At 67.6% G+C, this 24,454-nt stretch carries 24 protein-coding genes; 13 read left to right on the top strand and 11 right to left on the bottom strand.

Going from position 1 to position 24,454, the window contains the following annotated elements:
- Positions 1–93 precede the first annotated feature (93 nt).
- Complete coding sequence (locus tag IBX22_RS03475; RefSeq protein WP_194813923.1) at positions 94–957, top strand: MetQ/NlpA family ABC transporter substrate-binding protein; 864 nt, start codon at positions 94–96, stop codon at positions 955–957.
- A gap of 63 nt (positions 958–1,020) precedes the next feature.
- On the opposite strand, the gene IBX22_RS03470 is transcribed toward IBX22_RS03475, so the two are convergent.
- Positions 1,021–1,551, bottom strand: a complete 531-nt coding sequence (locus IBX22_RS03470) for an SRPBCC family protein (protein ID WP_194813922.1) — start codon at positions 1,549–1,551, stop codon at positions 1,021–1,023.
- Positions 1,548–1,883, bottom strand: a complete 336-nt coding sequence (locus IBX22_RS03465) for a helix-turn-helix transcriptional regulator (RefSeq protein ID WP_194813921.1) — start codon at positions 1,881–1,883, stop codon at positions 1,548–1,550. Before IBX22_RS03465 ends, IBX22_RS03470 begins: the two co-directional genes overlap by 4 nt.
- 111 nt (positions 1,884–1,994) lie before the next feature.
- Between IBX22_RS03465 and IBX22_RS03460 the strand changes: the two genes are divergently transcribed.
- Positions 1,995–2,618 carry a hypothetical protein gene (locus tag IBX22_RS03460; protein WP_309234405.1) on the top strand — a complete coding sequence of 208 codons (624 nt, stop codon included), beginning with the start codon at positions 1,995–1,997 and terminating at the stop codon, positions 2,616–2,618.
- Between the two features lie 20 nt (positions 2,619–2,638).
- Here IBX22_RS03460 and IBX22_RS03455 read toward each other — a convergent pair whose 3' ends face one another.
- Both IBX22_RS03455 and IBX22_RS03450 read right to left on the bottom strand, forming a co-directional pair.
- On the bottom strand, positions 2,639–3,199 hold the full coding sequence (locus tag IBX22_RS03455; RefSeq protein WP_194813919.1) for a GNAT family N-acetyltransferase: 561 nt from the start codon (positions 3,197–3,199) through the stop codon (positions 2,639–2,641).
- A gap of 67 nt (positions 3,200–3,266) precedes the next feature.
- The gene (locus IBX22_RS03450) at positions 3,267–4,202 is read right to left on the bottom strand and encodes a Ku protein (RefSeq protein ID WP_194813918.1); all 936 of its coding nucleotides are present in this window, start codon (positions 4,200–4,202) and stop codon (positions 3,267–3,269) included.
- Positions 4,203–4,348: 146 nt separating this feature from the next.
- On the opposite strand from IBX22_RS03450, the gene IBX22_RS03445 reads away from it, so the two are divergent.
- Positions 4,349–5,203: a hypothetical protein gene (locus IBX22_RS03445; RefSeq protein WP_194813917.1), complete on the top strand. Its 855-nt coding sequence runs from the start codon at positions 4,349–4,351 to the stop codon at positions 5,201–5,203.
- Here the strand turns inward: IBX22_RS03445 and IBX22_RS03440 are convergent.
- From IBX22_RS03440 to IBX22_RS03420, 5 genes are all read right to left on the bottom strand, one after another.
- The gene (locus IBX22_RS03440; RefSeq protein WP_309234404.1) at positions 5,200–6,270 is read right to left on the bottom strand and encodes a lycopene cyclase family protein; all 1,071 of its coding nucleotides are present in this window, start codon (positions 6,268–6,270) and stop codon (positions 5,200–5,202) included. The two genes, IBX22_RS03445 and IBX22_RS03440, sit on opposite strands and share 4 nt — an antisense overlap.
- Before the next feature lie 19 nt (positions 6,271–6,289).
- A complete protein-coding gene (locus IBX22_RS03435; RefSeq protein WP_194813916.1) occupies positions 6,290–7,054 on the bottom strand; it encodes an SDR family oxidoreductase in 765 nt (254 codons plus the stop codon).
- A 100-nt stretch (positions 7,055–7,154) separates the two neighbouring features.
- Positions 7,155–7,376, bottom strand: coding sequence for a hypothetical protein (locus IBX22_RS03430; protein WP_194813915.1), 222 nt, complete (start codon positions 7,374–7,376; stop codon positions 7,155–7,157).
- 162 nt (positions 7,377–7,538) lie between these two features.
- Positions 7,539–8,282, bottom strand: coding sequence for an ankyrin repeat domain-containing protein (locus IBX22_RS03425; RefSeq protein ID WP_228538160.1), 744 nt, complete (start codon positions 8,280–8,282; stop codon positions 7,539–7,541).
- A 180-nt stretch (positions 8,283–8,462) separates the two neighbouring features.
- The gene (locus IBX22_RS03420; protein WP_228538159.1) at positions 8,463–9,257 is read right to left on the bottom strand and encodes an AraC family transcriptional regulator; all 795 of its coding nucleotides are present in this window, start codon (positions 9,255–9,257) and stop codon (positions 8,463–8,465) included.
- Here IBX22_RS03420 and IBX22_RS03415 point away from each other — a divergent pair.
- The 9 genes from IBX22_RS03415 to fxsT all read left to right on the top strand — a co-directional run bounded on the left by IBX22_RS03415 (position 9,256) and on the right by fxsT (position 21,510).
- Positions 9,256–9,693, top strand: coding sequence for a nuclear transport factor 2 family protein (locus tag IBX22_RS03415; protein WP_194813914.1), 438 nt, complete (start codon positions 9,256–9,258; stop codon positions 9,691–9,693). The genes IBX22_RS03420 and IBX22_RS03415 overlap by 2 nt on opposite strands.
- Before the next feature lie 185 nt (positions 9,694–9,878).
- The gene (locus IBX22_RS03410) at positions 9,879–10,217 is read left to right on the top strand and encodes a CU044_2847 family protein (RefSeq protein ID WP_194813913.1); all 339 of its coding nucleotides are present in this window, start codon (positions 9,879–9,881) and stop codon (positions 10,215–10,217) included.
- A 13-nt stretch (positions 10,218–10,230) separates the two neighbouring features.
- Entirely contained in the window at positions 10,231–12,147 is a 1,917-nt protein-coding gene (locus IBX22_RS38200) for a serine protease (protein WP_194813912.1), read from the top strand.
- On the top strand, positions 12,144–13,175 hold the full coding sequence (locus IBX22_RS03400; protein ID WP_194813911.1) for a MoxR family ATPase: 1,032 nt from the start codon (positions 12,144–12,146) through the stop codon (positions 13,173–13,175). The genes IBX22_RS38200 and IBX22_RS03400 overlap by 4 nt, the downstream gene beginning before the upstream one ends.
- 6 nt (positions 13,176–13,181) lie before the next feature.
- Positions 13,182–15,557 (top strand): SAV_2336 N-terminal domain-related protein, encoded by a 2,376-nt coding sequence (locus IBX22_RS03395; protein WP_194813910.1) that lies wholly within the window; start codon positions 13,182–13,184, stop codon positions 15,555–15,557.
- A 3-nt stretch (positions 15,558–15,560) separates the two neighbouring features.
- A complete protein-coding gene (locus IBX22_RS03390) occupies positions 15,561–17,036 on the top strand; it encodes a chloride channel protein (protein ID WP_194813909.1) in 1,476 nt (491 codons plus the stop codon).
- Positions 17,033–17,233, top strand: a complete 201-nt coding sequence (locus IBX22_RS03385; RefSeq protein WP_194813908.1) for a hypothetical protein — start codon at positions 17,033–17,035, stop codon at positions 17,231–17,233. The genes IBX22_RS03390 and IBX22_RS03385 overlap by 4 nt, the downstream gene beginning before the upstream one ends.
- Before the next feature lie 42 nt (positions 17,234–17,275).
- Entirely contained in the window at positions 17,276–18,472 is a 1,197-nt protein-coding gene (locus IBX22_RS03380) for an HEXXH motif-containing putative peptide modification protein (RefSeq protein ID WP_194813907.1), read from the top strand.
- Positions 18,472–21,510, top strand: coding sequence for an FxSxx-COOH system tetratricopeptide repeat protein (fxsT, locus tag IBX22_RS03375; RefSeq protein ID WP_194813906.1), 3,039 nt, complete (start codon positions 18,472–18,474; stop codon positions 21,508–21,510). The genes IBX22_RS03380 and fxsT overlap by 1 nt, the downstream gene beginning before the upstream one ends.
- A gap of 7 nt (positions 21,511–21,517) precedes the next feature.
- Here fxsT and IBX22_RS03370 read toward each other — a convergent pair whose 3' ends face one another.
- On the bottom strand, positions 21,518–22,123 hold the full coding sequence (locus tag IBX22_RS03370; RefSeq protein ID WP_194813905.1) for a PolC-type DNA polymerase III: 606 nt from the start codon (positions 22,121–22,123) through the stop codon (positions 21,518–21,520).
- A gap of 274 nt (positions 22,124–22,397) precedes the next feature.
- Here IBX22_RS03370 and IBX22_RS03365 point away from each other — a divergent pair, with 274 nt between their 5' ends.
- Positions 22,398–23,237: an SDR family oxidoreductase gene (locus tag IBX22_RS03365; RefSeq protein ID WP_194813904.1), complete on the top strand. Its 840-nt coding sequence runs from the start codon at positions 22,398–22,400 to the stop codon at positions 23,235–23,237.
- Positions 23,238–23,247: 10 nt separating this feature from the next.
- Here IBX22_RS03365 and IBX22_RS03360 read toward each other — a convergent pair whose 3' ends face one another.
- Complete coding sequence (locus IBX22_RS03360) at positions 23,248–24,075, bottom strand: RNA polymerase sigma factor SigF (RefSeq protein WP_228538156.1); 828 nt, start codon at positions 24,073–24,075, stop codon at positions 23,248–23,250.
- Between the last annotated feature and the right edge of the window lie 379 nt (positions 24,076–24,454).

Here is a 24,454-nt window from a genome sequence, read left to right as displayed (position 1 = left end):
ATCCAAGCGGGGGAGTGGTGCGGTGGGCAACGGTTCGAATTGTGCTGAGCAAAACTCTGGCGAATTCCTGGACGCGCGTCTAGGTTGCCTCCAATGCGAAATCTGCGCCGAGTGCTGCTGATCCCTCTGCTGTTAGCCCTGCTCACGACGGTCGGCTGTGGCCGCGAGCACAATGCCGACGTGGTGCGCGTTGGTGTGAACGATCTCGCACAGCCGCACTGGGAGGTCTTCAAACGGAAGGCTGCCGACCAGGGCATCACGGTCGAGTTCGTCAACTTCACCGACTACAACCAGCCGAACCCGGCGCTCGCGCAGCAGCGGATCGACATCAACAAGTTCCAGCACGTGCGGTACCTGGCCAACTACAACGTCCGCAACAACGACACCCTGGTGCCGATCGGCGCCAGCGAGATCTTCCCGCTGACGCTGTACTCGCGGAAGCACAAGTCGGTCAAAGACATTCCGCAGGGTGGGCAGATCACGCTGAGCAACAATCCGGCCAATCAGGTGCGGCCACTGCTGGGCCTGGCCGCGGCCGGGCTGATCGTACTGAAGGGTGGACCGAGCTGGGATTCCAAGATCGAGGACGTCGATACCGCCGCCTCGAAGGTGAGCCTGAAGGCCATCGACCCGACGCTGACCGCGCCGTCGCTGGAGAGCGTGGACGCGGCGTTCGTCGACGACACTTTCGCGCGACCGGCCGGGCTCACGCAGCAGGAGGTCATCTACACCGATGATCCCGAGCGCCCGGAACTGAAGCAGTACATCAACATCTTCGCGGTTCGCGCCGCCGACAAGGACAACCCGCGGCTGCTCGCGGTGGCCAAGCTCTACCACGATCCGGAGGTCGAAGCCGCGGTGCGCGCGGAGACCGGGTATGACGGCATCTTCAAGACCAACGATCCGGCCGACCTACAGGCGACACTGCGGGAGCTGGAAGCGAAGTTCCGGAAGTAGTTGGCGTACAACAGTGCTCGAGCCCGTTCATCCGGAAGGTGAACGGGCTCGGCGCATTCGGGACTACTCGGGAATACGTTCGGCGTACTCGGCCTGCAGCCGATCCATCTTGGCCCAGAACGGATCCGGGGTGCGCTCGGCCAGCCGGGAGGCCAGCAGATCCAGGTGGCAGTGCCAGCCGGAGGAGACGCCCACCATCTCCGCGCGATCGGGCAGCTTGCTGTGGGTCAGCTCCAGGTGCACGCGGTCCTCGACCGGTGTCAGCGTGATCGTGATGATCGAGCCGTTGCTCCAGGTGAAGGCGAGCAGGCGCGGCGGATCGCAGGACAGCACCGTGCCGTGCTCGCGGTGCTCACCGGCGTGCTCCTTCGGCGCCGGGTCCTCGGGTCCGGTCAATTCCGCGTTGCGCCAGATCAATTCGGCGCTGCCGCCGTCCTGGAGTTCCATATCGCCGGCGGCCAGCCAGGAGCGGCGCAGTTCGGCGTCGGTGACGTAGCGCCAGACTCGGTCGATCGGGCCGGGCAGCAGGCGCTCCAGACGCACCGCGCCGGGTTCGGTCACTGTGCCGTAGTCGGAAATCTGTTGTGCGGTCATGCTTCGTCCTCTTTTCGCAGGAGTTCTTCCAAGCGATCGAGCCGCTCGGTCCAGAAGCGCTCGTAGTAGCGCATCCATTCGGCACCCGCCCGGATCGGGGCGGGATCGAGGCGGCAGAGATGAATCCGGCCTTGCACACTGCGGCGCACCAGCCCGGCCCGCTCCAGCACCTGCACGTGCTTGGAGGCGCCCGCGAAGGTCATCGCGTACGGCTCGGCCAGCTCGCCCACGCTGCATTCGTGCTCGGCGAGCTGCCGGAGCATGCCGCGCCGGGTCGGATGCGACAGGGCGTGGAACAGGGCGTCCAGCCGCTCGGATTCATGTTCAACCACATGGTTGAGTATGCCGGGGTCCGCGGCATTGGTCAACCAATTGGTTGAATAAATTGCGGACCTGAGCCGAAACGGGTGTATCGGACGTCCGTACCGGAGATGATTTGCGGTGTGGACGAGGCAAAGTACCGGGAGACCAGGGAGTCGCTGCACGGGATCGCGGAGCTGCTGATCGCGGGACCGCAGTATCGCGAGTTCGGGACCATCCGGCTACGGGTGGTGCTCGGCGGATTCGGCGGCGCCAAACTGGCGGTGTCGGTACTGGGGACCGGCCTCGTGGGCCCGGGCGGGGGCCGAGTGCCGTTGGAGGGCACCTACAACCAGATCGCGAAGGCCGCCGGGATCGGGCCGGGCGCACCGGAAGGGTTGTACGCCGACACCACCGGCCGGCAACTCGACGACGAGGTCCACGTCGATCCGGAGGCCGCCGCCATCATCGGGGACTGGTTCGCCACCGGCGACGCGGCGCTCCGCTGCCTGGCACCCGACGTCACCCCGGTCCTGTGGCCCGAGCACTTCGACCTGGCCAGCAGCCGGGCCGAGGTGAACTTCGGCGTCTCCCCGGGCGACGCGGGCCACCCCGCCCCCTACGCCTACGTCGGTCCCTGGACCCCGCGCACCGGCGAGTTCTGGAACGCCCCGTTCGGTGCGCTGCGCCCGCGCGAGGAACTGCGAACGGCGTCGAGCTTGCTGGCGTTCTTCGAAGAGGGACGCGCCCGCGCCGAGGAAGGCTGACCCCCGCCATGCGCTGACCGTCAGCGGATGCTGCCGCGGCCTTCCCCGGCCAGGCGGCCGCGGCGGATCAGGGCCCGTTTGGTGCCGGGGGCGATCGGCGGCAGCGCTTCGTCCTCCGAGACTTCCTGGGGCTCATCGGGATTCGGGCGGACGAACAGGGTGACGGTGGCGGCGGCGGTGAAGCCGCTGCGGGTCATCAGGGCGGCGGAGGCGGCGTTGCGCTCCTCGACGTCGGTGACGATGCGGCGGGCCCCGGCGGCGAACAAGGCGGCCGAACAGACGTCGACCAGGCGGCGGGCGAGACCCCGGCCCTGCATGTCCGGTGCGACCGCGATCCACTCCAGGTAGCCCCAGTCGTCGCGCAGCTCGAATTCCATCGAACCGAGGACGAATCCGACCACGCGATCGGAGTCGAGGGCGACCCAGCAGGCGTTGTCGTGGCTGTCGAGATGTTCGGCGACGCTGGTCAGCGACCACGAGGTGTAGGGCTTGGCGGTGGTGTCGAAAACCTCGTGCCCGAGGTCGAGCACTTGGCGTAGGTGACCAAGGCCCATCGGGACGATCGCTATGGCGGAGTCCATGCCGCCAGTTTGCCAGCAGCGCGCGCAACCGTGGTCGCGCCGCTCCAGGCGGGTAATGCGTGTTTGCTCACGCCCCCTTGCGGGCCGCGGCCTTCTTCGCTGTCTTCTTGGCCGGCTTGTCGGCGGCCTTGGCGGTGGACTTGGTCGCCTTCGCGGCGGCTTTCTTCGCCGGCGCCTTCTTGGCGGGTTTCTTCTCCGCGCCGTTACCGGAGGCCGAACGGCGGCCACTGGCTTCCAGGCTGCGCTGCAACGCGGCGACCAGGTCGACGACCTCGGCATCCATTTCCGCGGGCGCCGCTTCGGGCTGGCTCTGCACCTTGCCGGTGCCGCTGGCAATGGCCTCGTCGAGCAGCCGCTTCAGTTCGATCTGATATTCGTCCTTGTAGAGATCGGGATCGAAATCGTCGGACATGGTGGCGACCAGCGTTTCGGCCATCTTGATTTCCTGCGGTCGCGGTTCGGCGGCATCCTCGAGCGATTCGAATTCGACGGCGCGCACCTCGTCCGGCCACAGCAGCGTCTGCAGCACCAGCACGCCGTCGCGCACCCGCAGCGCCGCCAGCCTGGTTTTCTGCCGCAGCGTGAAGTGCACGAGCGCGGTCCGGTCGATCTGTTCGAGCGTCGTGGCCAGCAACACGTACGCCTTGGGCGTATTCGAATCCGGCTCCAGGTAGTAGCTCTTCTCGAACAGGACCGGGTCGATCTGTTCGGAGGGCACGAACTGCAGGACCGGAATCTCGTGTTTCTCCGCGGCGGGAAGTTTCGCGAAATCCTCGTCGGTCAACATGACCTTTTCGCCCTCGGGCGATTCATAGGCCTTGTCGATGTCGGCGTATTGCACGGATTTCCCGCAGACCGTGCATACCCGGTCATATTTGATGCGCCCGCCGTCTTTGGCGTGCACCTGGTGGAACCGGATGTCATGGTCCTCGGTGGCGGTGTACACCTTGACCGGGACGTTGACCAGCCCGAACGCGATCGAGCCCTTCCAAATAGCTCGCATCTCTCCATGATGGCGGAAGCAATTCGAATACGCGAGCGAAACGGACTTCCGCGCGTCGCGGATCGGTACCCGACCGGTAGGGTCGTAGCCAGCCAAGGCGCGCCCGCGTGGATGGGACGGACGTCGGTGGTGGAGGAAGGACAGCGATGACGTATCCGCCTGGGTTCGGTGGCGGACCCTACCCGCAGCGGGACCCGGACCGGTGGGGGCAGGAACCCGAGTGGGTGTCCTGGCCGGACGAGGTAGCGAAAGTTCCTGAGGCGCCGAAGAATTCGGGGGTTCTGGGGTGGGCCGATTTCGCCGCCGCACCGACTGATCTGCAAACCTCAGCTGTGGAAGTTCCTGCGCTAGAGGACAATTCGCGGCGGGGGCCCGGCCGCCTCGTCGCGCTGAGTCTAGTCGCGTTGCTTGTGCTGACGGCGGGTAGCGCGTTCTTCCTGTTCCGGGACAACGGGTCGACCACGGAAGAGGCCTCCGGCGCAACGAGTTCGGTGTCGTTGGCACCTAATGCGCCCAGCCCCACCCAGCAGGTTCCCGTCAAGCCCGGTGATCGCTTCAGCTACACCGAATTCGGTATGGACACCTGGAATTTCAAGTTCGGGAGCGTCGAGCTGCACGCCGAATGGGTCGACGGACGCGACTACGACAGCTGCCGCGATATCGAGCGCGACACGAAGCTCACCGCGCTCGGGTGCCAGTACGCCTCGGAGTTGGTCTACCGCAGCGAGAACGGCGGTTTGATGCTCACCCAGTTCGTGCTGACGATGCCCGACGAGCAGACCGCGACGGCCGTGCAGGACAAGTTCACCGGCAAGGATCTGCGCCTGCGCCCCGGCTCCTATGTGCCGGACTATGCCCAGGGCAAGTGGAAGACCGAGGCCAAGAAGAACTTCCTGGTGGTCACCGTCGCGACCGCGACCGATGTTGTCGCCGAGGCGGTCGTCGACAAATACCTGCGCTACCGGCACACCGATACCGCGCTCGCCCTGATGTTCCGTTAACGGCGGGGGAGGACCGCCGTCGCGAGGGTGTGGCGCAGGCGCATCGGGAGCGCGGCGAACAACGCGGTCATCGCGGCCGCGGTGCCCGGCAAGTCGGTACGCCCGGACAGGTAGGCCCGCTGTGAGTGCGGGTGGAGCGTGAAGAAGGCGTCGAAGAAGAGCGGAATATCGTTGGGCGGCAGGGCGAGTAGCGCCCGCAGCCCGGCGGACCGCAGTTTGTGGACGGCGCGGCCGGACCGCGGCCACGGGGATGCGCCCGCCGCTACGGCATCCGCCGCGGCGAGCGACGCCGCGACGCTGTATCCCGTTGCGGGATGGGTGAATCCGCCCGCGGCCCCGAACCTGCCGCGTCCGGGACGGCCGCCTTCGACCGGGAATCGGACCCGCTCGACCGGCTCGGTACCGTCGAGTTCGATTCCGCGCGAACGCAACCGATGCTGCAACCGGGTGCGTAACTCGGTCGAATCCAGGGCCGGGCGTCCGGCCAGACAGGTTTCCTCGAGCAGCATCGCGCCACCGCCGAGCGGCACCGCGTAGAGAAACGACCGTGGCGCATCAGGATTCGCGCCGTTGTCGGTCCGCCAATCCATGAACAACGGTTCGAGCCCAGCTGCGCGCTGCTCGTCGACGATCACGCCATAGGCGGTCTGCTCGGCTCGCTCCGGGGATCGGGCGAGCCCCCGAGCATCGATCACCCGCTCTGCGGTAATTGTCGCGCCGGACGCCAGCGTCACAGAGTTCCGGTCGATGTCAGTCGCGCGATCCGAAATAACCTGTGCCCCGGTTATATCCAGCGATTCCTGGAGCTTCGCGGTGTCGAGGACCGTGTACGTCCGGCCCAGTTCGTGACGGCGCGTTCCCCAGGCCACGGGCCTGTCGACTGCCGCCGCCACCACCGTGGGATCCAACCATCCCGGCAGCTCGTCCAGCCACGCCGCATAGGTGGCCGTCCACCGCCGCTCCGGCGCTGGATCGACCACCGTCACCGACAGCCCGTGCGCCAGACCGCGATGCGCCAAGGCCCGCCCGGCCGGCCCGAGCCCGCACACCACGATGTCGACGGTCACGGGCGCGAGCCTAGTTCGCTCAGAGACCGCCGGTGGACAGCAGTCCGCCGTCGACGCGAATGGTCTCGCCGGTAATCCAGGCGGACTCCTCGGAGACCAGGAACGCGATCAGCCGCGCCACATCCTCCGGGGTGCCGAGTCGCTTCATCGGGTAGATGCTGGCCGCCTTCTCCTCATCGGCCGAGTACAGCGCATCGGCGAACTTGGTCTTGATGACGCCCGGCGCGACCGCGTTCACCCGAATCTTGGGCCCCAGCTGCCAGGCGAGCTCATCGGTGAGCCGGATCAGCGCGGCCTTGGACGCACCGTAAGCAGCGATCACACCGGTCGAGCGAATACCGGCCACGCTGGCGACATTCACCACCGCCCCGCCGTGCTCACCCATCCACGCCTTGTACGCCTCCTGCACATAACCCAGCGCCGCAACGACATTCACGTCGAAAATCTTGCGCACGGCATCCAGGTCCGCCTCCATCAGCGAGCCGTAGACGGGATTGATGCCGGTGTTGTTGATCAAAATATCGAGCGACCCGAATTCGGCCACCACCCGCTGCACCGCCGCGGTCCGGCTCTCCGCATCCCCGGAGTTCCCCGCCAGGGCGCTGACCTGCCCCTTGTAGCCGAGCTCCCGCAGCTCTCCGGCCGCCTGCTCCAGCGGCTCCGGCTTACGGGCCGTGATCAGCACATTCGCCCCACGCCGCAGCAACTCCGCCGCCACCGCCTTACCGATACCCCGGCTCGCGCCGCTGACCAGTGCACTCTTACCCAGGAGGTCTTCGCTCATGTGACGGCACGGTACTTCAGTCAGTTGATCTGTGCCAACGCGCCCCATGTCGGGAGCTCATGCCCGCATGGAACCGGTGATTCCGCGGCGTTCGACGAGGTCAGGATGGCAGCCCGTTGGGGAAGCAGACCGGCCGCCAGATCGTGCCGCAGAAGAAGTTGTTCAGGTCGGCCGAGCCGCTGGCGATCCCGCTGTTGCCGATCGCTTGCGTCTCGGTCGCCTGAGGTTCGACGGGGGCGTGCGCCTGTGCGGGAGCGACGGACATCAGTACCGCACCGCCCAGCAGTGCACCGGCGACGAGGGAGCGATTGACTCGAATCATTGGAAACCGATCTTCTCGTAGTGGATCCGGTCATGGACATGACCTCGGTGAGAGCATCGAGTGTCCGGCGTCCTCCGTTACCGAAAGCATTGCGTTGCAATCGAACTCGTACCAGTCCGGCCTTCGGTCTGAGATAGCGCGTACTGCTGGGGCCGGACCCGCTCAGCCCGGCTGTAGCACATCGGCTATCTCGGAAAAGCCGCGCCGGACGGCATGGTCATAGGCGGTGTGGCCGTCGGCGTCGCGGATGGAGACATCGGCGCCGTTGTCCACCAGCGTGCGGACGATATCGCGATAGACGGTGCTGCCGTCGCCGTAGTAGACGGCCTCGAGCAGTGCAGTCCAGCCGAGGTCGTTGACGTGATCGATGTCGATGTCGGTCTGCCGCAGCACTTCCCGGACGTAATCGAAGTGCCCCTTCTCCGCTGCGGGAATGAGGGCGTTGCCCCCGAAGCGATTACGCAACGACAGATCCGGCTGCGCGGGCAACAGCGCTTCCATCATGGCGACGCTGCCGGTGACCCCGGTATTCACCCAGGGACTTTCGCCGCGGTTGTCCTGCGCGTCGGGGTCGGCGCCGAATTCCAGCAGGACGCGAGCCACAGCGAGGTTGTCGTCCAACACCGCGTTCATCAGCGGGGTGCGACCCGCACTGTCCCGGGTGTCGACCTGGGCTCCCTGCGTCAGCGCGGCGCCCACAGCGTCGGCATCTCCGGCTGCCGCGGCGGACAGCAACGCACCGTTCACCTCTCCCACGGGCACGCCGACGGCCCTGGTGCTGTCGGGCGTCGTGACCGGTGCCGCCGTCGAATCGGTTCCGGCTGTACAGCCGGCTACCAGCAATGCGCCGGTCAGCAGCGCGACGCCGTAGTGGAAGGGCCGCGCCCGCCGCCTCGAGATGTTCATATCCGCTGCTCCGTTCGTCGAAAGGACTTACGGTTCCCATGCTGCGGATCGGTGGCCCACCGCGAATCGGCGCACCGGCTGGTTCTGCGAACCGTCCGGCCGATGCCCGGGTCAACCGATCGGACGACCATTACCGCGCGGACATGCGAAATCCAGCCGACCACATCCGCGGCGGAGGCGTCACTCCTGCTCGATATGCAGTTGTGCGCCCCTGCTCGCCAGGGTGGAGGGGGTGAATCCGAACATTCGATGGAAAGTGTCGGTGAAGTGTGAGGGTGTGGCGAATCCGGCATCGGCGGCGCATCTGGTGCCGTCGTACCCGGATATGTGTCCCTGGGCGGCTCGCAGCATGCGCGCCCATTGGATGTAGCGCCGGAAACTGGTTCCGGTCTGCTCGGCGAACAGGCGCAGAAAGTAGGACTGCGACAAACCCACCTCGGCGGCGAGCTTCGCCGCTCGATGCGGAGCGGCAGGGTCGGCGCGAATAATGCTCGCCGCCTTGGCTATCCGTCGGTCGCGGGTCGTGGCCGCGGGAACGCTCGCCAGCTCCAGCACGCGGTCGACGTCGAGGTCGGGGCGGTCGCACAGCGCGATGAGCTCCGCTTCCCGGTGGTGATCGACCGCGCAACCGTGGACGGTGCGACGCATGCCCCCGAGACTGCGCGCCATCGCCGTGGCGGTCGGGTCGAAGTAGCAGAACAGCAGGCGGCCGGCGCTCTGGACTACCTTGTGCCGCTTGCGTGCCCGAAACAGGAAGCTGCGTGTGGTGATATCCGGATGCTCGTCCGGCCGAACGGTGAACGGCCCGTCCACCCCGACCCCGAGACAGGCCAGCGCGCTGGAATGGGCGTCCAGCTCCATCGACGGGCCCAGGCTCACCACATGCCCTAGCCGCAACCACACGACCAACGGCTGAGTCGGATGGCACGTTTCTGACAGCACCGGCGAGGCCATGTCGGCAACGATACGGATCATGCCGAACGAAATCGCCTTGCCTGTACAGACATTCGTCAAACACTTCACCGACGCCTGGGCAGACCCGACTCCCGAACGGCTCCTCACCCTGGTTCACGCCGACGTGGAGCTCGTTCAGCCGCTCAGTCGCAAAGTCGTCGGCCACGTGCAGGTCGCCCGCTGGCTGTCTCGCACCTTCGCGATCGTTCCGGACCTGCGCGGTGAGGTGCTCAGCTGGGCCTATCGCGATGACGTCCTGTTCATCGAGGTGAGGTTGCGCGCCACGATCGGTCGTCGGACTGTGGAATGGATCGCCGTCGACCGCATCACCCTCGACGGGGACAAGGTGCGCCGAAGGGTCGCCCACTTCGACCCGACCCCCCTCATCCTGCCCATCGTGCTGAGCCCACGAACTCTGCTGCGCGCAGGTTCAGCCACCCTGAACATTCGTTTATGAGTCGGCAACATCGTCGAATTCGAGGAGCTGGCCGAGACGGTCGCCGACGCCCACCGCGATCGCGTTGCTGGACTGATGATCTTTTCGAATGTCTGTGCTGCACACGGAGATCTGGGTAGGCTGGGCACCTAGAACCCGGCGGGGCGTCTCGGTGGGCGAGAGAATCGGATTCCATGGGGGTGGGCGTGGCCATCGAACGAATCGAAATGCCGGACGGCACGGTAATTCTCGCGCAAATCGATGCCGATGAGGACATTTCGGGCACCGATGTGTCGTTGCGCCGCCGTCGGGGCAACGGCGATGAGTCGTTGCGCGAGGGGCTGCGGCTGGAGAATCTCAGTGCGACGGTGCGCAGTGTCGCCGGCACGGTCAAAGACGGGCTGGTCGGAATGAAAGCCGATCGGGTGTCCGTCGAGTTCGGTCTGGAGCTGGCCTTCGACACCGGTGCGGTGGTGGCGGTGCTCGCCAAGGGCGGGGTCAAAGCGGCCGTGAAGGTCAAGTTGGAATGGGATTCCGAGGACTGAGGGGCGATTCCAGGTGCCCGATTCCGGCATAGACGGATTCCTGCTCGATGCCACCGCCATCGTGTACGAGGACGCGCGGGCGACCCGGGCGATCGGTACGGCGTTCCGGGTGGCGCCGGAATATGTGGTCACCGCAGGGCATGTGGCCGATGCGGTGGATACCCGATGCTTTCTCGGATTCGGCGCCGATCTGGATGCGGCGTCGGCGCGGGTGGTCGCACGCTTCAGCGGGCCGCGCAGCGGCAGAGGCGACTGGAGTTTCGATGATCTGGCGGTGCTGCGGCTCGAGGAGCCTGATCGGGTGGCGGCGCCCTGTGTCCTGCTTGCCGAGCCGGTAATGACTTTGGGCGATGAATTGATCGCCTGCGCCATGAACGGGATCTTCCAGGAGGAATTCCTGGAGATCTACCGTGCACCGGAGGCCAGGGCGCCCGGCGAACCGCACGCCGGGTATCGGGTGCGGCACGTCCACGAGGGCGGCTGGTTCACCATCGACGGTCATCGCGCGGTAGTGCCGGGGATGTCGGGCGGGCCGGTGTATTCGGTGCGGCACGGCGGCGTGGCGGGCTTCATGAAGGGCAGCGAGAATCGCGACGCCACCGGCGGTGTCGTGGTGCTGCTGCTGGACGGCTTGCGCCGGCTCTGCGACCGGGAGTTGTACGAGGACTTGGTGGTATCGCATGACGCCTACCACCGTCCGGGCGGCGACTCGTCCTGGTCGGATCATCTGACCGGCCGGGATGCGGTGGTCCGGCGGTGGCTGGTGCGCATCCTGGGTGTGCTGGCCCGGCTCCCGCGGGGCCAGGCCCAGGATGTGCCACCCGGGTTGGTGGACCTGCTGTTCCGAGATTTCCTGCCGCCCCCGGCGGATCGGTTCGTGGTGCTGCGGGATCTCGCGGAATATCTCGGCACGCAGTCCACGAATCCGGCCTACGACCTGGCCCGATTTTGTGTGCTCACCGCACAAAATATTGCGCCGCAACCGGATTCGGGGATAGCCGAAGAACTCTGCACGCTGGCGGAACAAATGTTGCCACCGCGCCAGCGCGCCGGATTCCGGCATCAATTTCCGTGTGCGGGCGCGGTTCAGCCCGCTACCACCACGGTATTCGGCGTCATCCGGGCCGAGGAGGTTCCGTGGGTGGGCGCCGAGCCGCCGCCATTTCGGTTCGAGCTGTTCCGCAAGTACGGCGACCATGACATCGATCCGTATCAGGTGTCCGAGCCGTGCCCGGATTACGGTCAGGCCAAAGCCGCGTTGAAAGCGGAACTGGACACCCTGCTGCGTGCCACCAGCGGTGCGGTCGAGCTCGTGATCGCCTTGCCCGACAACTATCTGTCGGAGGAGCCGCTGCACCAGTGGCGGCGGCCGCGCGACGGCCGCCCGTTCAGCCGGTTTGTGATGCGCTTGCGGCGCAGCAATACCTGGGAGAAGGACGCCGAGCAGTCCGCCGAACTCGAACAGCGCTTTCGCCGGTTGCGTGCGCGCGCCGAACAGGGGTTGCTGTGGTTGGAATGCGCGGATCCGCGTTCGATGGACCTGCCGGGATTGCAGGACCTGTTCGCCGATCCGGAACCGGCCGCCCTGGACGGGATCGCGGTGGTCGAGCCGCCCAGCGCCGAGGTGCTGACCGCGGCGCAATCCAACGCCCTGCCGGTGACGCTGTGGCGGATCGACCGATGTGCGGCGCACCCGACGGGAATCGATTGCCCGGGAACCGAATTCAGGGAGGCGCTGCTGGAACGGATGCACGGTGTGCCCCCGGAGGAGTGGCACCCCCTGATTTGGCGAGAACAACGGAGCAGCGCGATCTCCGACGCGCGCGACCGCTTGTGGAGGAGAATCATCTGCATCTTCGATAAGCCTGGGGAAAGCGTGCGGTCGTACCCGTTGTCGGGGCCGGAGCCGACTCGGAGGGATGCGGTATGACGGTGTCGAACTGGCATGTGTTTCGAGGAACGGGCGAACCCCGCCCGGACGGCTGGGCGGCGGTCCCGGACCCGATGACGGCCCGCACCTTCACCGGTGCGCCGCTGCTGCCTTTCCCCGAGGCCGGACCGGAGGACTCGGATCAGATCCGCCGCAAACTCGGCGTCGACGGGATCGGCGCACACCAATTGCGTTCCAGCGACCTCGATGTGATCAACGCGGCGCTGCTGTGCCGGCGCCCGTTGCTCGTGACGGGCGCGCCGGGGCTCGGCAAGTCGGCACTGGCCTACGCCATCGCCCGGGAACTCGCCCTGGGACCTGTGCTGCACTGGCCGATCACCAGCCGCAGCACCGTACGCGACGGTCTCTATCTCTACGACGCGTTGCGCCGCTTCGAGGAAGCGCACATGCCGGGGGTGGCCGCCTCGAACGGGGCGCCGGACCTGGCCGACTATCTGACGCTGGGCCCGCTGGGTACCGCGCTGTTGCCGTACGGCAAGCCCAGAGTGTTGCTGATCGACGAAATCGACAAGGCCGACATCGATCTGCCGAACGATCTGTTGCATGTTTTCGAGAACGGCGAATATCAGATCGACGAGTTGCGCCGGATTCGCGGCCATCGCCCGGAGGTCACGGTGTTCACCCACGAAGGCCGGGAACGGGTCGAGGTGCGGGAAGGCACCGTGCTCTGCAACAGTTTTCCGGTCGTGATCATGACCAGCAACGGCGAACGCGAGTTCCCGCCGGCATTCCTGCGCCGATGTTTGATGCTGCGCCTGGAGAAACCGGAACGGTCCCAACTGGAACGGGTGGTGGCGGCCCATCTGGGCGAGGACGTGGTCGAGGAGTACGGCGACGTGATCGACACCTTCCTGCGCCGGCGCGGCGAATTGGGCGCGTTGCCCACCGACCGGTTACTGATCGCACTGCATGTGCTCACCCAGGCGAGCCGGACCGGCAGCGCTACCCCAGCGGATCGGCAGTTGCTGGCCGAACGCCTCATGCAGCCCACCGACTCCGGTGGGTGAGACGGGATGGGGCTTGGCGAATTCATCGACGCCGTGCACGGCTTGGATGCTGACGGTGAACTACTCGCCGAGGCATTGTGGCTGGCCAAACATATCGCCGACCAACCGGTTCCCATTGTCCCGCAGCCGGATTCGACGGAAACAACTACACCGTCGGAACAGGTCGAACTCCCGTATAGTGGGATCCAATCCGGGATAGGGCTGACGCCCAGGGACCCGGTGGCAGCGGCGCTGTCCGGTCATCGCGACATCCGCACCCGCCCGGGGGAGGTCCTGCTTTCCGCCCCGGCACCCTTATCGTCCGCTGCGACGTTGCGCGGAGAGCTGCGACCGTTGGCTCGGCGTCTCCCGGAGCCGCGACAGCGGGTGTTCGACGAGGAGGCGACGGTGGACCGCGTCGCACACACCGGAGTCAGCTGGCCACTCACCAGGCCCGCGCTCCTCCGGCAGCGTGACGTCGCGCTGGTCTTCGATCGGCATCCCTCGATGGCGGCCTGGAGCGGTTTGGCGGCCGGGGTCCGCAATATTGTCGAATCGGCCGGATTCCGCCGCGTGGACACCTGGTATCTGGACGAATCCGGCGATGGGGCCCTGCGTATCTCCGCCAACGCCCGCGCCCCCGCCGACCGGCCACTCAGCGCATTGCGCGATCCTTCCGGGCGCCGGGTGATCGTGCTCTTCAGTTCCTGTCTGGGTGATGCGTGGTCGTGGGGCACCACGGCCGCGGCGTTATCCGAGCTGGCTCAGCTCTCACCGGTCGCGGTGGCGCAACCATTGCCTAACAATCTGTGGAGCCGGACAGGCCTGGTATGGGGGCGGGAACGAATCACTCCGGTGATTGCCGAATGCCCCTCCCCGCTGCGTCTCTCGGTGCCCGACGACAGCGCACTGCTGCCGATTCCGATTCTGGAACTGGCGCCCGGCTGGATCGGCCCCTGGGCACAGTTGCTGTCCGGGCAGCGCCGCACGGCCGGATACCCGCTGCTGCGCTGGGAGAAGCGCCGGTCCGGAGACCGGGCAAGCCGCCGCGCCCGCCAAGATGCCGAACTCGGTCCCCGTCCGCTGGATCGGGTGCGCCGCTTCCGCGCCGCCTCGTCACCGGATGCGTTCCGGCTGGCCGTGAGTCTGGCGCAGGTGCCGCTGCGGCTGCCCATCATGCGGCTGGTGCAGCAGGCGGTGTTGCCGGGCAGTAAGCCGAGCGTGCTGGCCGAGGTGCTCGCGGGCGGCCTGATCGAGGACGCAACGACCGACACGGTGCCGACCTACACGGTGCCCGAGGAAAGTCGCGCGTTCAGCTTCCGCCCGGGCGTGGAAGTGATTCTGCGGGAGGCGATTCCGCGCGGTGAGGCGAACCGGGTGCTGGACGAGGTGTCGCGGTTCATTGCGCGCCGCTACGACGTGCCGGCCACGACGTTCCAGGCAACCGTGTCCGAATACTCCGACAGTGACCGCTCGTCGTTCGCCTACCTGTCCCCGGAGACGCTGCGCCGGATCGCGCCGAATCTGCCGCCCCCACCACCGGATCCGCCCAGCGACCCGGAGCAACGGCGATACCTCGAACTGGCGCGGGCAGCGGAGTCGGCGGCCGCCGACGGCGATCCGGCGGCGGCGCTGACCGCCGCGCGCGAGGCGCTGGCCGTGATCCCACAGGGCCGTCTGGAGCGTGCCGGGCTGCTGCGCCTGCTGACCGAGTTGCTGAGCGCGCGCTGGAATACCGAGGGGGACATCGAGGTGCTGGACGAGGCGATCGCGGTGGCGAAACTGGCGCTGCGGGAGACGACCTCCGACGACAGCGCCGTGACCGCCTTCTCCGCCGAATTGGGTGAGCTACTGCTGCAACGATATTCGACTGCCGGTGGCGCGGACTTCCTGATCGACGGTGTCCGCGTCCTGCGCGCTGCCATCGACGGTCTCGAGCCCGGCGACCCCCGGGGCGCGGCCTGGGGCGAGCGGCTCGGCGACGCGTGCGTCTGGCGCTGTGAGGCCGCCGGGGAGCCGCTGTACGGCTGGGAGGCGGTCGATCTGTACCTGGATGCCGGTCGCGCCGCACCGACCGCGGAGCGCGGGGCGGTCCTGATGCTCAAGATCGCCCGCGCCTACCTCGATATCGCCGACATCTCGGCCTACCCGGAGCCCGATCTCGAAGAATTGGCGCTGGACCAGTTCCGGTGGGCCGCGGCGCAGGCGACCGGTCCGTGGTCCGAGGAAATGGTGGACGCGCTGCGGGAGACGGTCATCCGGGTCGAGCGGACCGTCTCGGCGGGTGTTTTCCCGCCGGCGTTCGCGGTGCGCTGCGCATCGATTCTGGCGTCGGTGCCGGACGCACCCGCCGAGGCGTTGCGCATCCTCGACCATGTCGCTGGTACCGGCGGCATGGGGTAAACGGTGCCGGACATATCGCTGGAAAAGGAAGCGAGCAGCCGGTTTTCGCGTTGGGCGCGCTGGGGTGCCGCGGCGCTGGTGGTCTCGGTCGCGGCCGGGCTCGGCGCGGCAGCGCTGCAATTCATCCTCGGCGTCGCCACCGCTTTGCTGCTCGAATCGGCGGCGCCCGAACTCGCCGACAGCGCCGAGGCGCGACAGATTCCGCTGGGGCCGCTGTCGGGCCACGCCAGGTGGGCGCTGCCGGTACTCCTCGCCGCGGTCATGGCCGCGGTGGTGGGACTGTCCAGGCTGGCGCGCGGGCGGGCACTGGGCACCGACGAGGTGATCGCGGCGGCGCGCACCGGCGAGCTGCGCGACCTCACCACCCGGGCCGCGGCCGGGAAGCTCGCGGGTACCGCCGCAACCCTGGGAGCCGGTGGCTCGGGCGGCACCGAGGGACCGGTCGCGGTGGTGTCGGCGGCCCTGAGCGGCGCGGTCACCCGGGCTTTTCGGCTCCCGGCGACCGACCGATCGCAACTGGTGGCCGTTGCCATGGGGGTGGGGGTGGGCGCGCTGTTCCAGGCCCCGCTCGGTGGCGCGCTGCTTGCCGGTGAATTGCTTCGACGGCGCGGAATCGACTGGCGGGCAACGGTAGTGGCGCTGCCGCTGGCATTCGTGGCCTTCGGTACCTTCATCGCGTTGCACGACGCCGAACCGATGTTCGGGCACGCCACGCTCGGTGCGCTGTGGTCGCCCGGATCCTTTGTGGCGCTGGCCGCGGTCGGGGTGTGCGGTGCGTTGGCGGCCCGGATGTATGTCGGGCTCTTCACCCTGGCGGGCGCCGCGCGAAATCGGGTGCGCCGCTTTCCCGAAGCGGTCGCTGCGCTGGCGGGAGCGCTGGTGGGGATCGCCGGAATCTTCGTGCCCGCTGCGCTGGGCACCGGCTATGGCACGGTAGCGGCGCAACTGTCGGCAACGACCGTCGCGGCCGCCCCGCTGTGGTTGCTGGCCGTCCTGCCGCTGGCCAAGATCGTGACCACCTCGATCACCTTGCGAACCGGGGGAGTTGGTGGCGTCTTCGGGCCGGCGATGGTGATCGGTGCGGCGGTGGGTGCGCTGTGCTGGCGCGGTTTCGTGGCGGCCGGTTTCGATCCCGGGCCGGTGGCACTGTTCACCATGGCCGGAATGGCCGCGACCCTGGGACCGGCGGTGCGGGCGCCCGCCGCGGCGCTCCTGCTGGCCGCCGCCGCGACCGGAAATCTGGTCCCGCCGGTGGGATTGGTGGGTGCGGTCGGTATCGCCCTGTGTTGTTCAGGCGGGGTGACGCTGTTTCCCAGTCAGGCGGAAGGGACAGGGCTGCGAGAACGCCTGCGCAGGGCCGCAAGCGCGGCCCGGAGCGAATTGTCCAGGCGGAGCTTCTCATCGGTATCTGTGGAGGTTTCCCGAGCCCTGCGTTCGGTAATGTTGAAGCTGAGCCCGCAAGGGAGGGGGGTCGATTGAGTCGAACAAAATTCGGGATGCTGTGCCGGACCAGGGACAGCGCCGACCACGGTATTTCGGACCTGTCGGAATGGCCGCTCGAGGCACTGGTGCGGCCGGATTGCCCGGTGGTGCGTGAAGCCTTCGAGTTGGCATTGGATCGCCGCGCGGCCGTCGGTATCACCTTCGCTGGTTTCAGCGGGGGCGGCGGCGCGTGACCAGTGCCGGGAATCGAGGGTGACGTGGGTGCCGACGTGCACATGCCGGAGCCTCGTGCGCCGAATTCCCCTGCCTTCCTGACCATTTCGGACGAATGCCTGGACTCGTTCGCCACCTTGAACGACGCACCGGGCAGTGCGGAACTACTCGAGCGTGCCCAGCTCAGCCGCAACCTCGCCTTCCTCGCGGGGGTCCTGGGCGCTGGCGCGGCGGATCGACTGGCGCGGGATGGTTTCGCGCTGCTGGTCGATGTGCAGCGCCACGACCCCGCGCTGGCCCGGAAGGTGCTGTCGCATCCGAGGTTCGGAGCCTGGGCGGCCGCCTGCGCGACCGGATCCGGGCCGGAAACGGAGGTGGCGCACCTGGCGTCGTTCGCGGCGGCGGCCGCGGTCTCCGCACGGATGGAATTCGGTCTCGACGTGCCCGTGGTGGGGGATTCCGTCGTGCTGCCCGGGCTGGGCTGCTGGAGCGGGTCCAATTCCGGCACCGCGCGTATCCGCACCAGTGGAGGCGTACCGGCTGTCGCGGGGTGGCGCTGGACACCGCTGCGGAAGTTGACCGCTCGCACCGCGCACGACCAGGTCGAGGTCGAGTTCGACGACCTGCCGGCCACCCCCTCGGCCTGGCCGGATGTCGCGCCGGTCGCGCGCTGGCACCCGTGGGACTCGACGGAATTCGAGGTCTGGCAGGAGCATTTCGCGGTCGCGCTGCCGCGCCTGATGACGGTGGTGCCGGAACTGGCCGAACCGGTGCGGCGCGGATTGCGGTCGATTCTGCCGCGCCCCCGAGTGCCGGGTGCCTATGTGAGCTCCACCCTGGTCGACGCGTTCGGCAGTGCCGCCATGGTGCTGCCACCCGACGCGGCGAGCACCGCGGTGGGTCTGCTGCACGAGTTCCAGCATTCGAAACTGGGTGTGCTGCTGGAGTTGCGGCCGCTCATCGCGGTGGACGGCCCGGCGGATCTGCCCTCGCCGTGGCGGGCCGAGCCGCGCCCGGCCAGCGCACTGCTGCACGGGGTGTACGCGCACTGTGCGGTGGCGCGATTCCTCCTGCGCGACGTGCACCGGCAGGGTTTGCCGCCACGTCCGGAAGGGCGCGGATTCTCGGCCCAGACGGTCGCGGCCTGTGAGACACTGCTGGACTCCGGGCGCCTCACGCGGTCCGGTCGGCGTTTCGTCCGGTTGTTACGCAAAGTCACTGTGCACGATGCCAATTCGATAGGTGGACATACGATCTGATGTCGACTCCGGTACCCCGCATTCCGGCCGCCGCCGCGGTGGTCGTGCATGCCGCCGAGGACATGGTGTGGGCGCAATGGCTGCGGCAGGTCGCGGCCGAGATCGGGGTTCCCGCCCGTTTACGATCGTTCGGGTATGCCGACGAGCCGGAAGCGGCGGCGGATCAGGTGATCGTGCTGGTGATCAGCGATCATCTGGTGCGTGCGGCCGCCCGCGATCGGCAGGTGTGGGCCGCGGCGGATCAGGCCGGTGCGGTGCTGGCGGTGATCGTCGGCTCGGGCACGGTCCCACCGGAATTGGCCGGTATCCCGGCGGTAGACCTGCGGGTCTCACCCGAGGCGCAAGCGCGGGCGAAGGTGCTCGCGGCGCTCGGTCAGCCGGACGGCCCGCCGGCCGGTGAAACCTTGGCCCGGGCCCAGTGGCCGCCGGTGCGGTATCCCGGGCGGCAGTTGGCCGGGGAGTATCGATCGAAATCGCTGCCGCGGCATCAAGCGGAGTGGTTCTACGGTCGCCACGCCGAAATCGATGCCATTCGAACACGTTTGGAGAATTCCCGGGCGGCGGTGCTGGCGGGTGCGCCTGGTACCGGCAAATCGTGGCTGGCCGCCGCGTATGCGAATCATTTTCGCTCACAATACGATCTGATCGCCTGGATCCCGGGGGAGAACGGCGCCCGGATTCGCGAGGAACTGTGCAAACTGGCCGAACCGCTCGATATCCCGGTGTCCGGTTCCCGTGACACGCTGCATCTGGATGTGGTGGAAGCGCTGTGCACCACTGATTTACGCTATCTGATCATCTACGACAACGTGTCTCCCGACCATCACGACAAGGCCGGTGAGCTGCCGCTGCCCCGTAAACGGGCGCTGCTCGAGGATGTGGTTCCGTGGCGCGGGCGCGGGCATGTGCTGCTCACCTCGAAGGCGGCCGATTGGGATGTGCCGCAAGCCATACCGGTGCGCGCCTTCACCGCCGAGGAGGGTGCGGACTTCCTGCGCCGGCACGTGGACCAGCTCGATACCGACCTGGCCCGGCGGTTCAGCACCGCGCTCGACGGCAGTCCGGTACTGCTGAACACCCTGGCCCGCCGGGGATCTCGCGGTACCGAAGAGGTGGATGAAGGCCTGCTGGAAACCTTGAGCAAGGCCCCGTTGCGGGTGGTCGCGGGCGAGTCGACCTACAAGCAGACCCACGCTATCTACGGTGATTCGCTGCGTCCGCTGGTCGGTGCGCCGCAGGGATCGGATCTGTGGGCGGCCGGTGCGTTGTTGCGCCTGCTCACCCTGTTCCCGCCGGGTCAGCCGATTCCGCTGGCGGTATTGACTTCTGAGCTTGCGGCCGGCACGCGAGCGCCGGGCTCGGGCCTGCCGGCGGATCTCGCCCGGGCCCTCACCATCGAGAATCGCCGCCGTGCGGTCCTGGATTTCGCGACCCGCGATTCGGTGGCCCAGCTGTGCGCCGACCCGCTCTCCGACAAAGGCCGGGCATTGATCGTGCACACGGTCGCCTGGCACGGCATTCGCGAATCTCTGCCGAGGCATTTCATCGCGGAAAATCAGCATCTCACCCACCATTTGCTGGGTGACGCCGATCCCCGCCGGGCGGACGCGCCCGCGTGGTGGGACCGGTATCTGTGGTTGTGGCAGCAGACCGCGCACACCGGGGTACTGGCGTGTGCACGCGTCGCGGATCCGGGTGACCCGTGTGCCCGCCTGCCGGAGCTGATCCGGAACATTATCGGCGCCTTGCGGAGCCGGGGCGAGTGCACGGCCGCCATCGGCCTGGGGGTAGCGGCCATCGAGCGCTGGCTTCCGGTGCTGGGCGAGGAGCACATCGGCCTGGTCCGGATCCGCATCGTCGTGGGACACACGCTCTGGCAGGTGGCTCGATGGGAGGAGGCCCGCGCCCAAGCGACCGCGGCCCGGGCCGGTGTGCTGCAGCGCCGGGCGGAGTTCCCCGAGGAATACGCCTGGGCCAGCGGCTTGCTGGCCGCCGCGTTGCGCATGGCCGGGGACTGGGCCGAGGCCGCCGTCGCCGACGAATCCGCGTACCTGTGGGCGCGCGAGCGGCTCGGTGACGGGCATGTGGAAACCGTTCGGGCCCGCCACAATCTGGCGGTTTCGTACCGCATGCTGGGTCGTTTCGAGGACGCGCTGACGCTCGACGCCGCCAATTATGAACAAATGCGCGCCGATCCGGAATTGTCCGGAGATACCATTCTCACCCTGCATTGCCTCAACAACGTGGCCCGCGACCATCGCGAACTCGGCGCCTACGCCGAATCGGTCGCCGTCCAGGAAGAGGTGATGCGGGCCTTCACCGAACTGGTACCGGACCCGCTGCAGCAGCATCAACTGCGCGGTCGCAAGAACCTGGCGGTCTCCTACCGCAAGGCCGGCCGATTCCAGCTCGCCCTCGAGACACAGCGGGCCGCGCTCACCGACCACGTGCGCGTCTACGGCCCCGACCACCCCGAGTCCATCGCCGCGCGAATCAATCTCGCCAACGACTATCGGATGACCGGGAACCTCGACGCCGCACTGACCCACGCCGAGGAAGCGCACAGCCGTTGTGCCGCAGTTCGTCCCGACCACCCCTATACCGCTGCCTGCGCCGTCGACTACGCGGCCGCATTGCGCCGGGCCGACCGTCCCGCCGACGCCCTCTCGCTGGATCAGGAGGCCGTGGACATCTTCACCCGGCGGCTGACCGCCGATCATCCCTATACACTCGCGGCCCAATCCGGAAGGGCTTCCGACTTGGCCGCCCTCGGCCGATTGGACGAGGCCTTGGCACTGGGCGCTGACACTCTGGACCGCGTCCGCCGCGTCCGCGGTGCGAATCACCCGTACACCCTGCAGTGCGCGGTCAACTACACCCTGGACCTACTGGCCGCCGACCGCACCGCCGAAGCCGAAGACCTGGAACGCGACACCCTGCAACGCTATGCACAGACTCTCGGCCCGGATCACCCCGACACTCAGGCCGCCCTCGCCCGTCGCCGCGGAGCCTGTGACGTCGAGCCCCCGCCGATGTAGCGGGCTGTCAGTGCCGCACGAATTCGGGTAGCGCGGCGGCCGCGATCACGCCATCCCAATCGAGTCCACTGGCGCAAACCAGGTGACACAGCAGCAGCCATTCCGACCAGGCGTTGCAGCCGGCGTAGTGGTGGCGGTGCTCGGCGGGCAGCAGGCTGTTCAGCGAGGCGTGGTCGAGCAGTGCGTCGAGCGCATAGCTGGGCAGGTCGGGCCACACGACTTTGGCCAGCCGCAGGGTGTCGAGCACCATGGGTGGTTTCCATTCGGGCAGGTGCCTGGCCAGTGTCTTGTATTCGGCAGTCGCGTTGTGCGCCACCAGGGTCCGGCCGTCGAGGGCGCGGCCGACAGCGGGCGCGACCACTTTCCAGGCCGGGCAGCTGAAGACGTCTTTGTTGCTGATGCCGTGCACATGGCGCGTCTCGAACGGAACGATCGGATGCTGCGGGCGGATGCGGCAGGCGAGGATGGCCTCCGGGCCGACGGTAGCGCCGGTGACGGGAATGATGGCGATCTCGATGATCTCTGGCGGGTGATAGCCGTTGCCCTCGACATCGACCACGGCGATATCGCGGCCCCGCAGTACAGCGGGAACCTCGGTATCCGTGGTGGTCACAGCGACGCCTCCGAATGTGTCGAGTTCACCAGTGTCACGTGCCATTCTGCCTCCGCCGGTGGACTGCGCGCAGGCCGGATCGTGAAGTGCCGGCCGAAGGCCGTGGCCGATACCAACGTAGTTGAACACCAAGGGGATTCGTAGCCGACTGCGTGCCGGCTTGTCCACAGCCAAGGCCCGGGTCAGCGCGACGGCCACTGGTCGGTGGGTTTGCCGGACTCGTCTCGCGGTAGTCGCCTGGCAGATGCGTCAACTGTCGAGGAGGAATGGGACGATGGGTTTTCCTGAACAGCAGCAGCCGGTGCCCGGGGTGCAGACTCGGATGACTCCGGTTCCGGATTGTGGTGAGAACAGCTACCAGGGGTCGGGCAAGATGACCGGCAAGGCGGCCGTGATCACCGGCGCGGACAGCGGTATCGGGCGCGCGGTGGCGATCGCGTTCGCCCGCGAAGGCGCCGACGTGCTGATCTCCTATCTGAACGAGGACGACGACGCCAAGGAAGTCGCCGCTCTCGTCGAGCAGGCTGGGCGCAGAGCTGTCCTGGTGCCGGGAGATCTGGCGGAGCCGGGGCAGTGCCGGGCAGTCATCGATCGGGCCGTTGAGGAATTCGGGAAGATCGATGTCCTGGTCAGTAACGCGGCCTATCAGATGACGCACGAGACCGTCGAGGAAATCAGTGACGAGGAGTTCGACTACACCTTCAAGGTGAACGTCAGCGCATACTTCCGCCTGGTCAAGGCCGCGTTGCCGCATATGCCCGAAGGGGCCTCGATCATCGGTAGTTCCTCGGTCAATTCCGATATGCCCTCACCGACTCTGGCCCCCTACGCGGCGACGAAGGCGGCTATCGCGAACTTCTCCGCCAGCCTGGCTCAGCTGCTCGGCGAGCGCGGGATCCGAGTGAACAGTGTGGCGCCGGGACCGATCTGGACACCGCTGATCCCCTCGACGATGCCCACGGAGAAGGTGACCAAGTTCGGCGACGACGTGCCGTTGGGCCGGGCCGGTCAACCCGCTGAGCTCGCCGCGACCTACGTGCTGCTGGCTTCCGACGATGGCAGCTACATCTCCGGCGCGCGGGTCGCTGTCACCGGCGGGCGTCCGATCCTGTAGCGGGTTTCGTTCAAGCCGCGGTGCGCTTGCGGGCGGGCGGGTCGGACAGGGCCTGCTCACGCAGACTGTCCAGGGTGGTACTCAAGATCCGCGACACCTGCATCTGGGAGCAACCGATCAGCCGGCCGATCTCGGCTTGGGATCGGTTCTCCCAGAACCGCATGATCAGGACTTTGCGTTCGCGTTCGGGCAGCGCGGCGATCAGCGGACGCACGGCCATCGCGTCTTCGAGCAGTCCGTAGCACGGCTCCACGACGCCGAGAGTTTCGCGGACCGTCGGCGTCGAACCTTCCTCGTCCGAGGGGTACTGGGCGTCCAGCGAGTCGGCGGCGTAGGCGTTGCGGGCGATGAGCGCCTGGGTGACCTCGGTCAGTTCGACGCCGAGTTCCGCGGCGAGTTCGCGCGCGGTGGGCCCACGTCCGAGCCGGTGCGTCAGCGCGTCGGTGGCGGGGCCGAGGCGCTGCTGCAATTCCTTCAATCCGCGCGGCACCCGCACGGCCCAGCTGTGGTCCCGGAAGTGGCGGCGGACCTCGCCCATGATGGTCGGTACCGCGAAGGCGAGAAACGGCCGGCCTTGCGAGACGTCGAACCGGTCCACCGCGTTCATCAACCCCAGCCGCGCGATCTGGGTCAGGTCCTCGAGGTCTTGGCCCCGGTTGGCGAAGCGGCGCGCGATGTTGGCGGCCAGCGGCAGGCATCGGTGCACGATGTCTTCGCGCAGCGCCGCACGCTGCGGGTCGTCGGCAGCCATGGCCGCCAGCTGCTCGAACCACGGCTCGATGTTGTCGTAGGTGGCACGTGAGGATTCGGTTTCACTGACTGCTGTCGACATGCTCATTTGAACTCCTCGTTCCACCTACTGAATTCGGGCTCGGTTCTGATACCCGGACTGGATAGACCCAAACGGTGGACGTCTCGTCAGTCCTCGAGTGCCTGGTAGACCAGACTCCGTCGGCGAGCCGGTCGAAGGCGCGCCGCCCGGGTGGCGAATGGCACCCGCCGGTCGATGGCGGCCATGAGTCTCCGCGACAGCGTCCGTATTGTGTTGCGCCACACCGGAGGTCGCCGCCACTGGACTGCGCTGACCTGGCCTGACCAGCGAGAAGTCGTCCCGCGCAACGGAACCCGACGTCGCTGTCGGATCGCCCGTCCGGCCTGTTTTCCGGCTTTCCAGGATTCGGCACATTGGAATACCCAGTCCCGAACAGTGGGAAGCC

The sequence above is a fragment of the Nocardia sp. XZ_19_385 genome, from assembly GCF_015355755.1.
GTDB lineage: Bacteria > Actinomycetota > Actinomycetes > Mycobacteriales > Mycobacteriaceae > Nocardia.
Note: the sequence above shows the minus strand (reverse complement) of the source record. Positions and strands in the feature narration are given on the sequence as shown.

Bases quoted from the DNA above. Each gene is read 5' to 3' on its own strand.
- IBX22_RS03445 (WP_194813917.1), top strand. From the start codon at position 4,349: ATGACGTATCCGCCTGGGTTCGGTGGCGGACCCTACCCGCAGCGGGAC.
- IBX22_RS03450 (WP_194813918.1), bottom strand. From the start codon at position 4,202: ATGCGAGCTATTTGGAAGGGCTCGATCGCGTTCGGGCTGGTCAACGTC.
- IBX22_RS03380 (WP_194813907.1), top strand. From the start codon at position 17,276: ATGCCGGAGCCTCGTGCGCCGAATTCCCCTGCCTTCCTGACCATTTCG.
- IBX22_RS03475 (WP_194813923.1), top strand. From the start codon at position 94: ATGCGAAATCTGCGCCGAGTGCTGCTGATCCCTCTGCTGTTAGCCCTG.
- IBX22_RS03470 (WP_194813922.1), bottom strand. From the start codon at position 1,551: ATGACCGCACAACAGATTTCCGACTACGGCACAGTGACCGAACCCGGC.
- IBX22_RS03365 (WP_194813904.1), top strand. From the start codon at position 22,398: ATGGGTTTTCCTGAACAGCAGCAGCCGGTGCCCGGGGTGCAGACTCGG.
- IBX22_RS03425 (WP_228538160.1), bottom strand. From the start codon at position 8,282: ATGAACATCTCGAGGCGGCGGGCGCGGCCCTTCCACTACGGCGTCGCG.
- IBX22_RS03360 (WP_228538156.1), bottom strand. From the start codon at position 24,075: ATGAGCATGTCGACAGCAGTCAGTGAAACCGAATCCTCACGTGCCACC.
- IBX22_RS03415 (WP_194813914.1), top strand. From the start codon at position 9,256: ATGCCGAACGAAATCGCCTTGCCTGTACAGACATTCGTCAAACACTTC.
- fxsT (WP_194813906.1), top strand. From the start codon at position 18,472: ATGTCGACTCCGGTACCCCGCATTCCGGCCGCCGCCGCGGTGGTCGTG.
- IBX22_RS03420 (WP_228538159.1), bottom strand. From the start codon at position 9,257: ATGATCCGTATCGTTGCCGACATGGCCTCGCCGGTGCTGTCAGAAACG.
- IBX22_RS03430 (WP_194813915.1), bottom strand. From the start codon at position 7,376: ATGATTCGAGTCAATCGCTCCCTCGTCGCCGGTGCACTGCTGGGCGGT.
- IBX22_RS03400 (WP_194813911.1), top strand. From the start codon at position 12,144: ATGACGGTGTCGAACTGGCATGTGTTTCGAGGAACGGGCGAACCCCGC.
- IBX22_RS03395 (WP_194813910.1), top strand. From the start codon at position 13,182: ATGGGGCTTGGCGAATTCATCGACGCCGTGCACGGCTTGGATGCTGAC.
- IBX22_RS03455 (WP_194813919.1), bottom strand. From the start codon at position 3,199: ATGGACTCCGCCATAGCGATCGTCCCGATGGGCCTTGGTCACCTACGC.
- IBX22_RS03435 (WP_194813916.1), bottom strand. From the start codon at position 7,054: ATGAGCGAAGACCTCCTGGGTAAGAGTGCACTGGTCAGCGGCGCGAGC.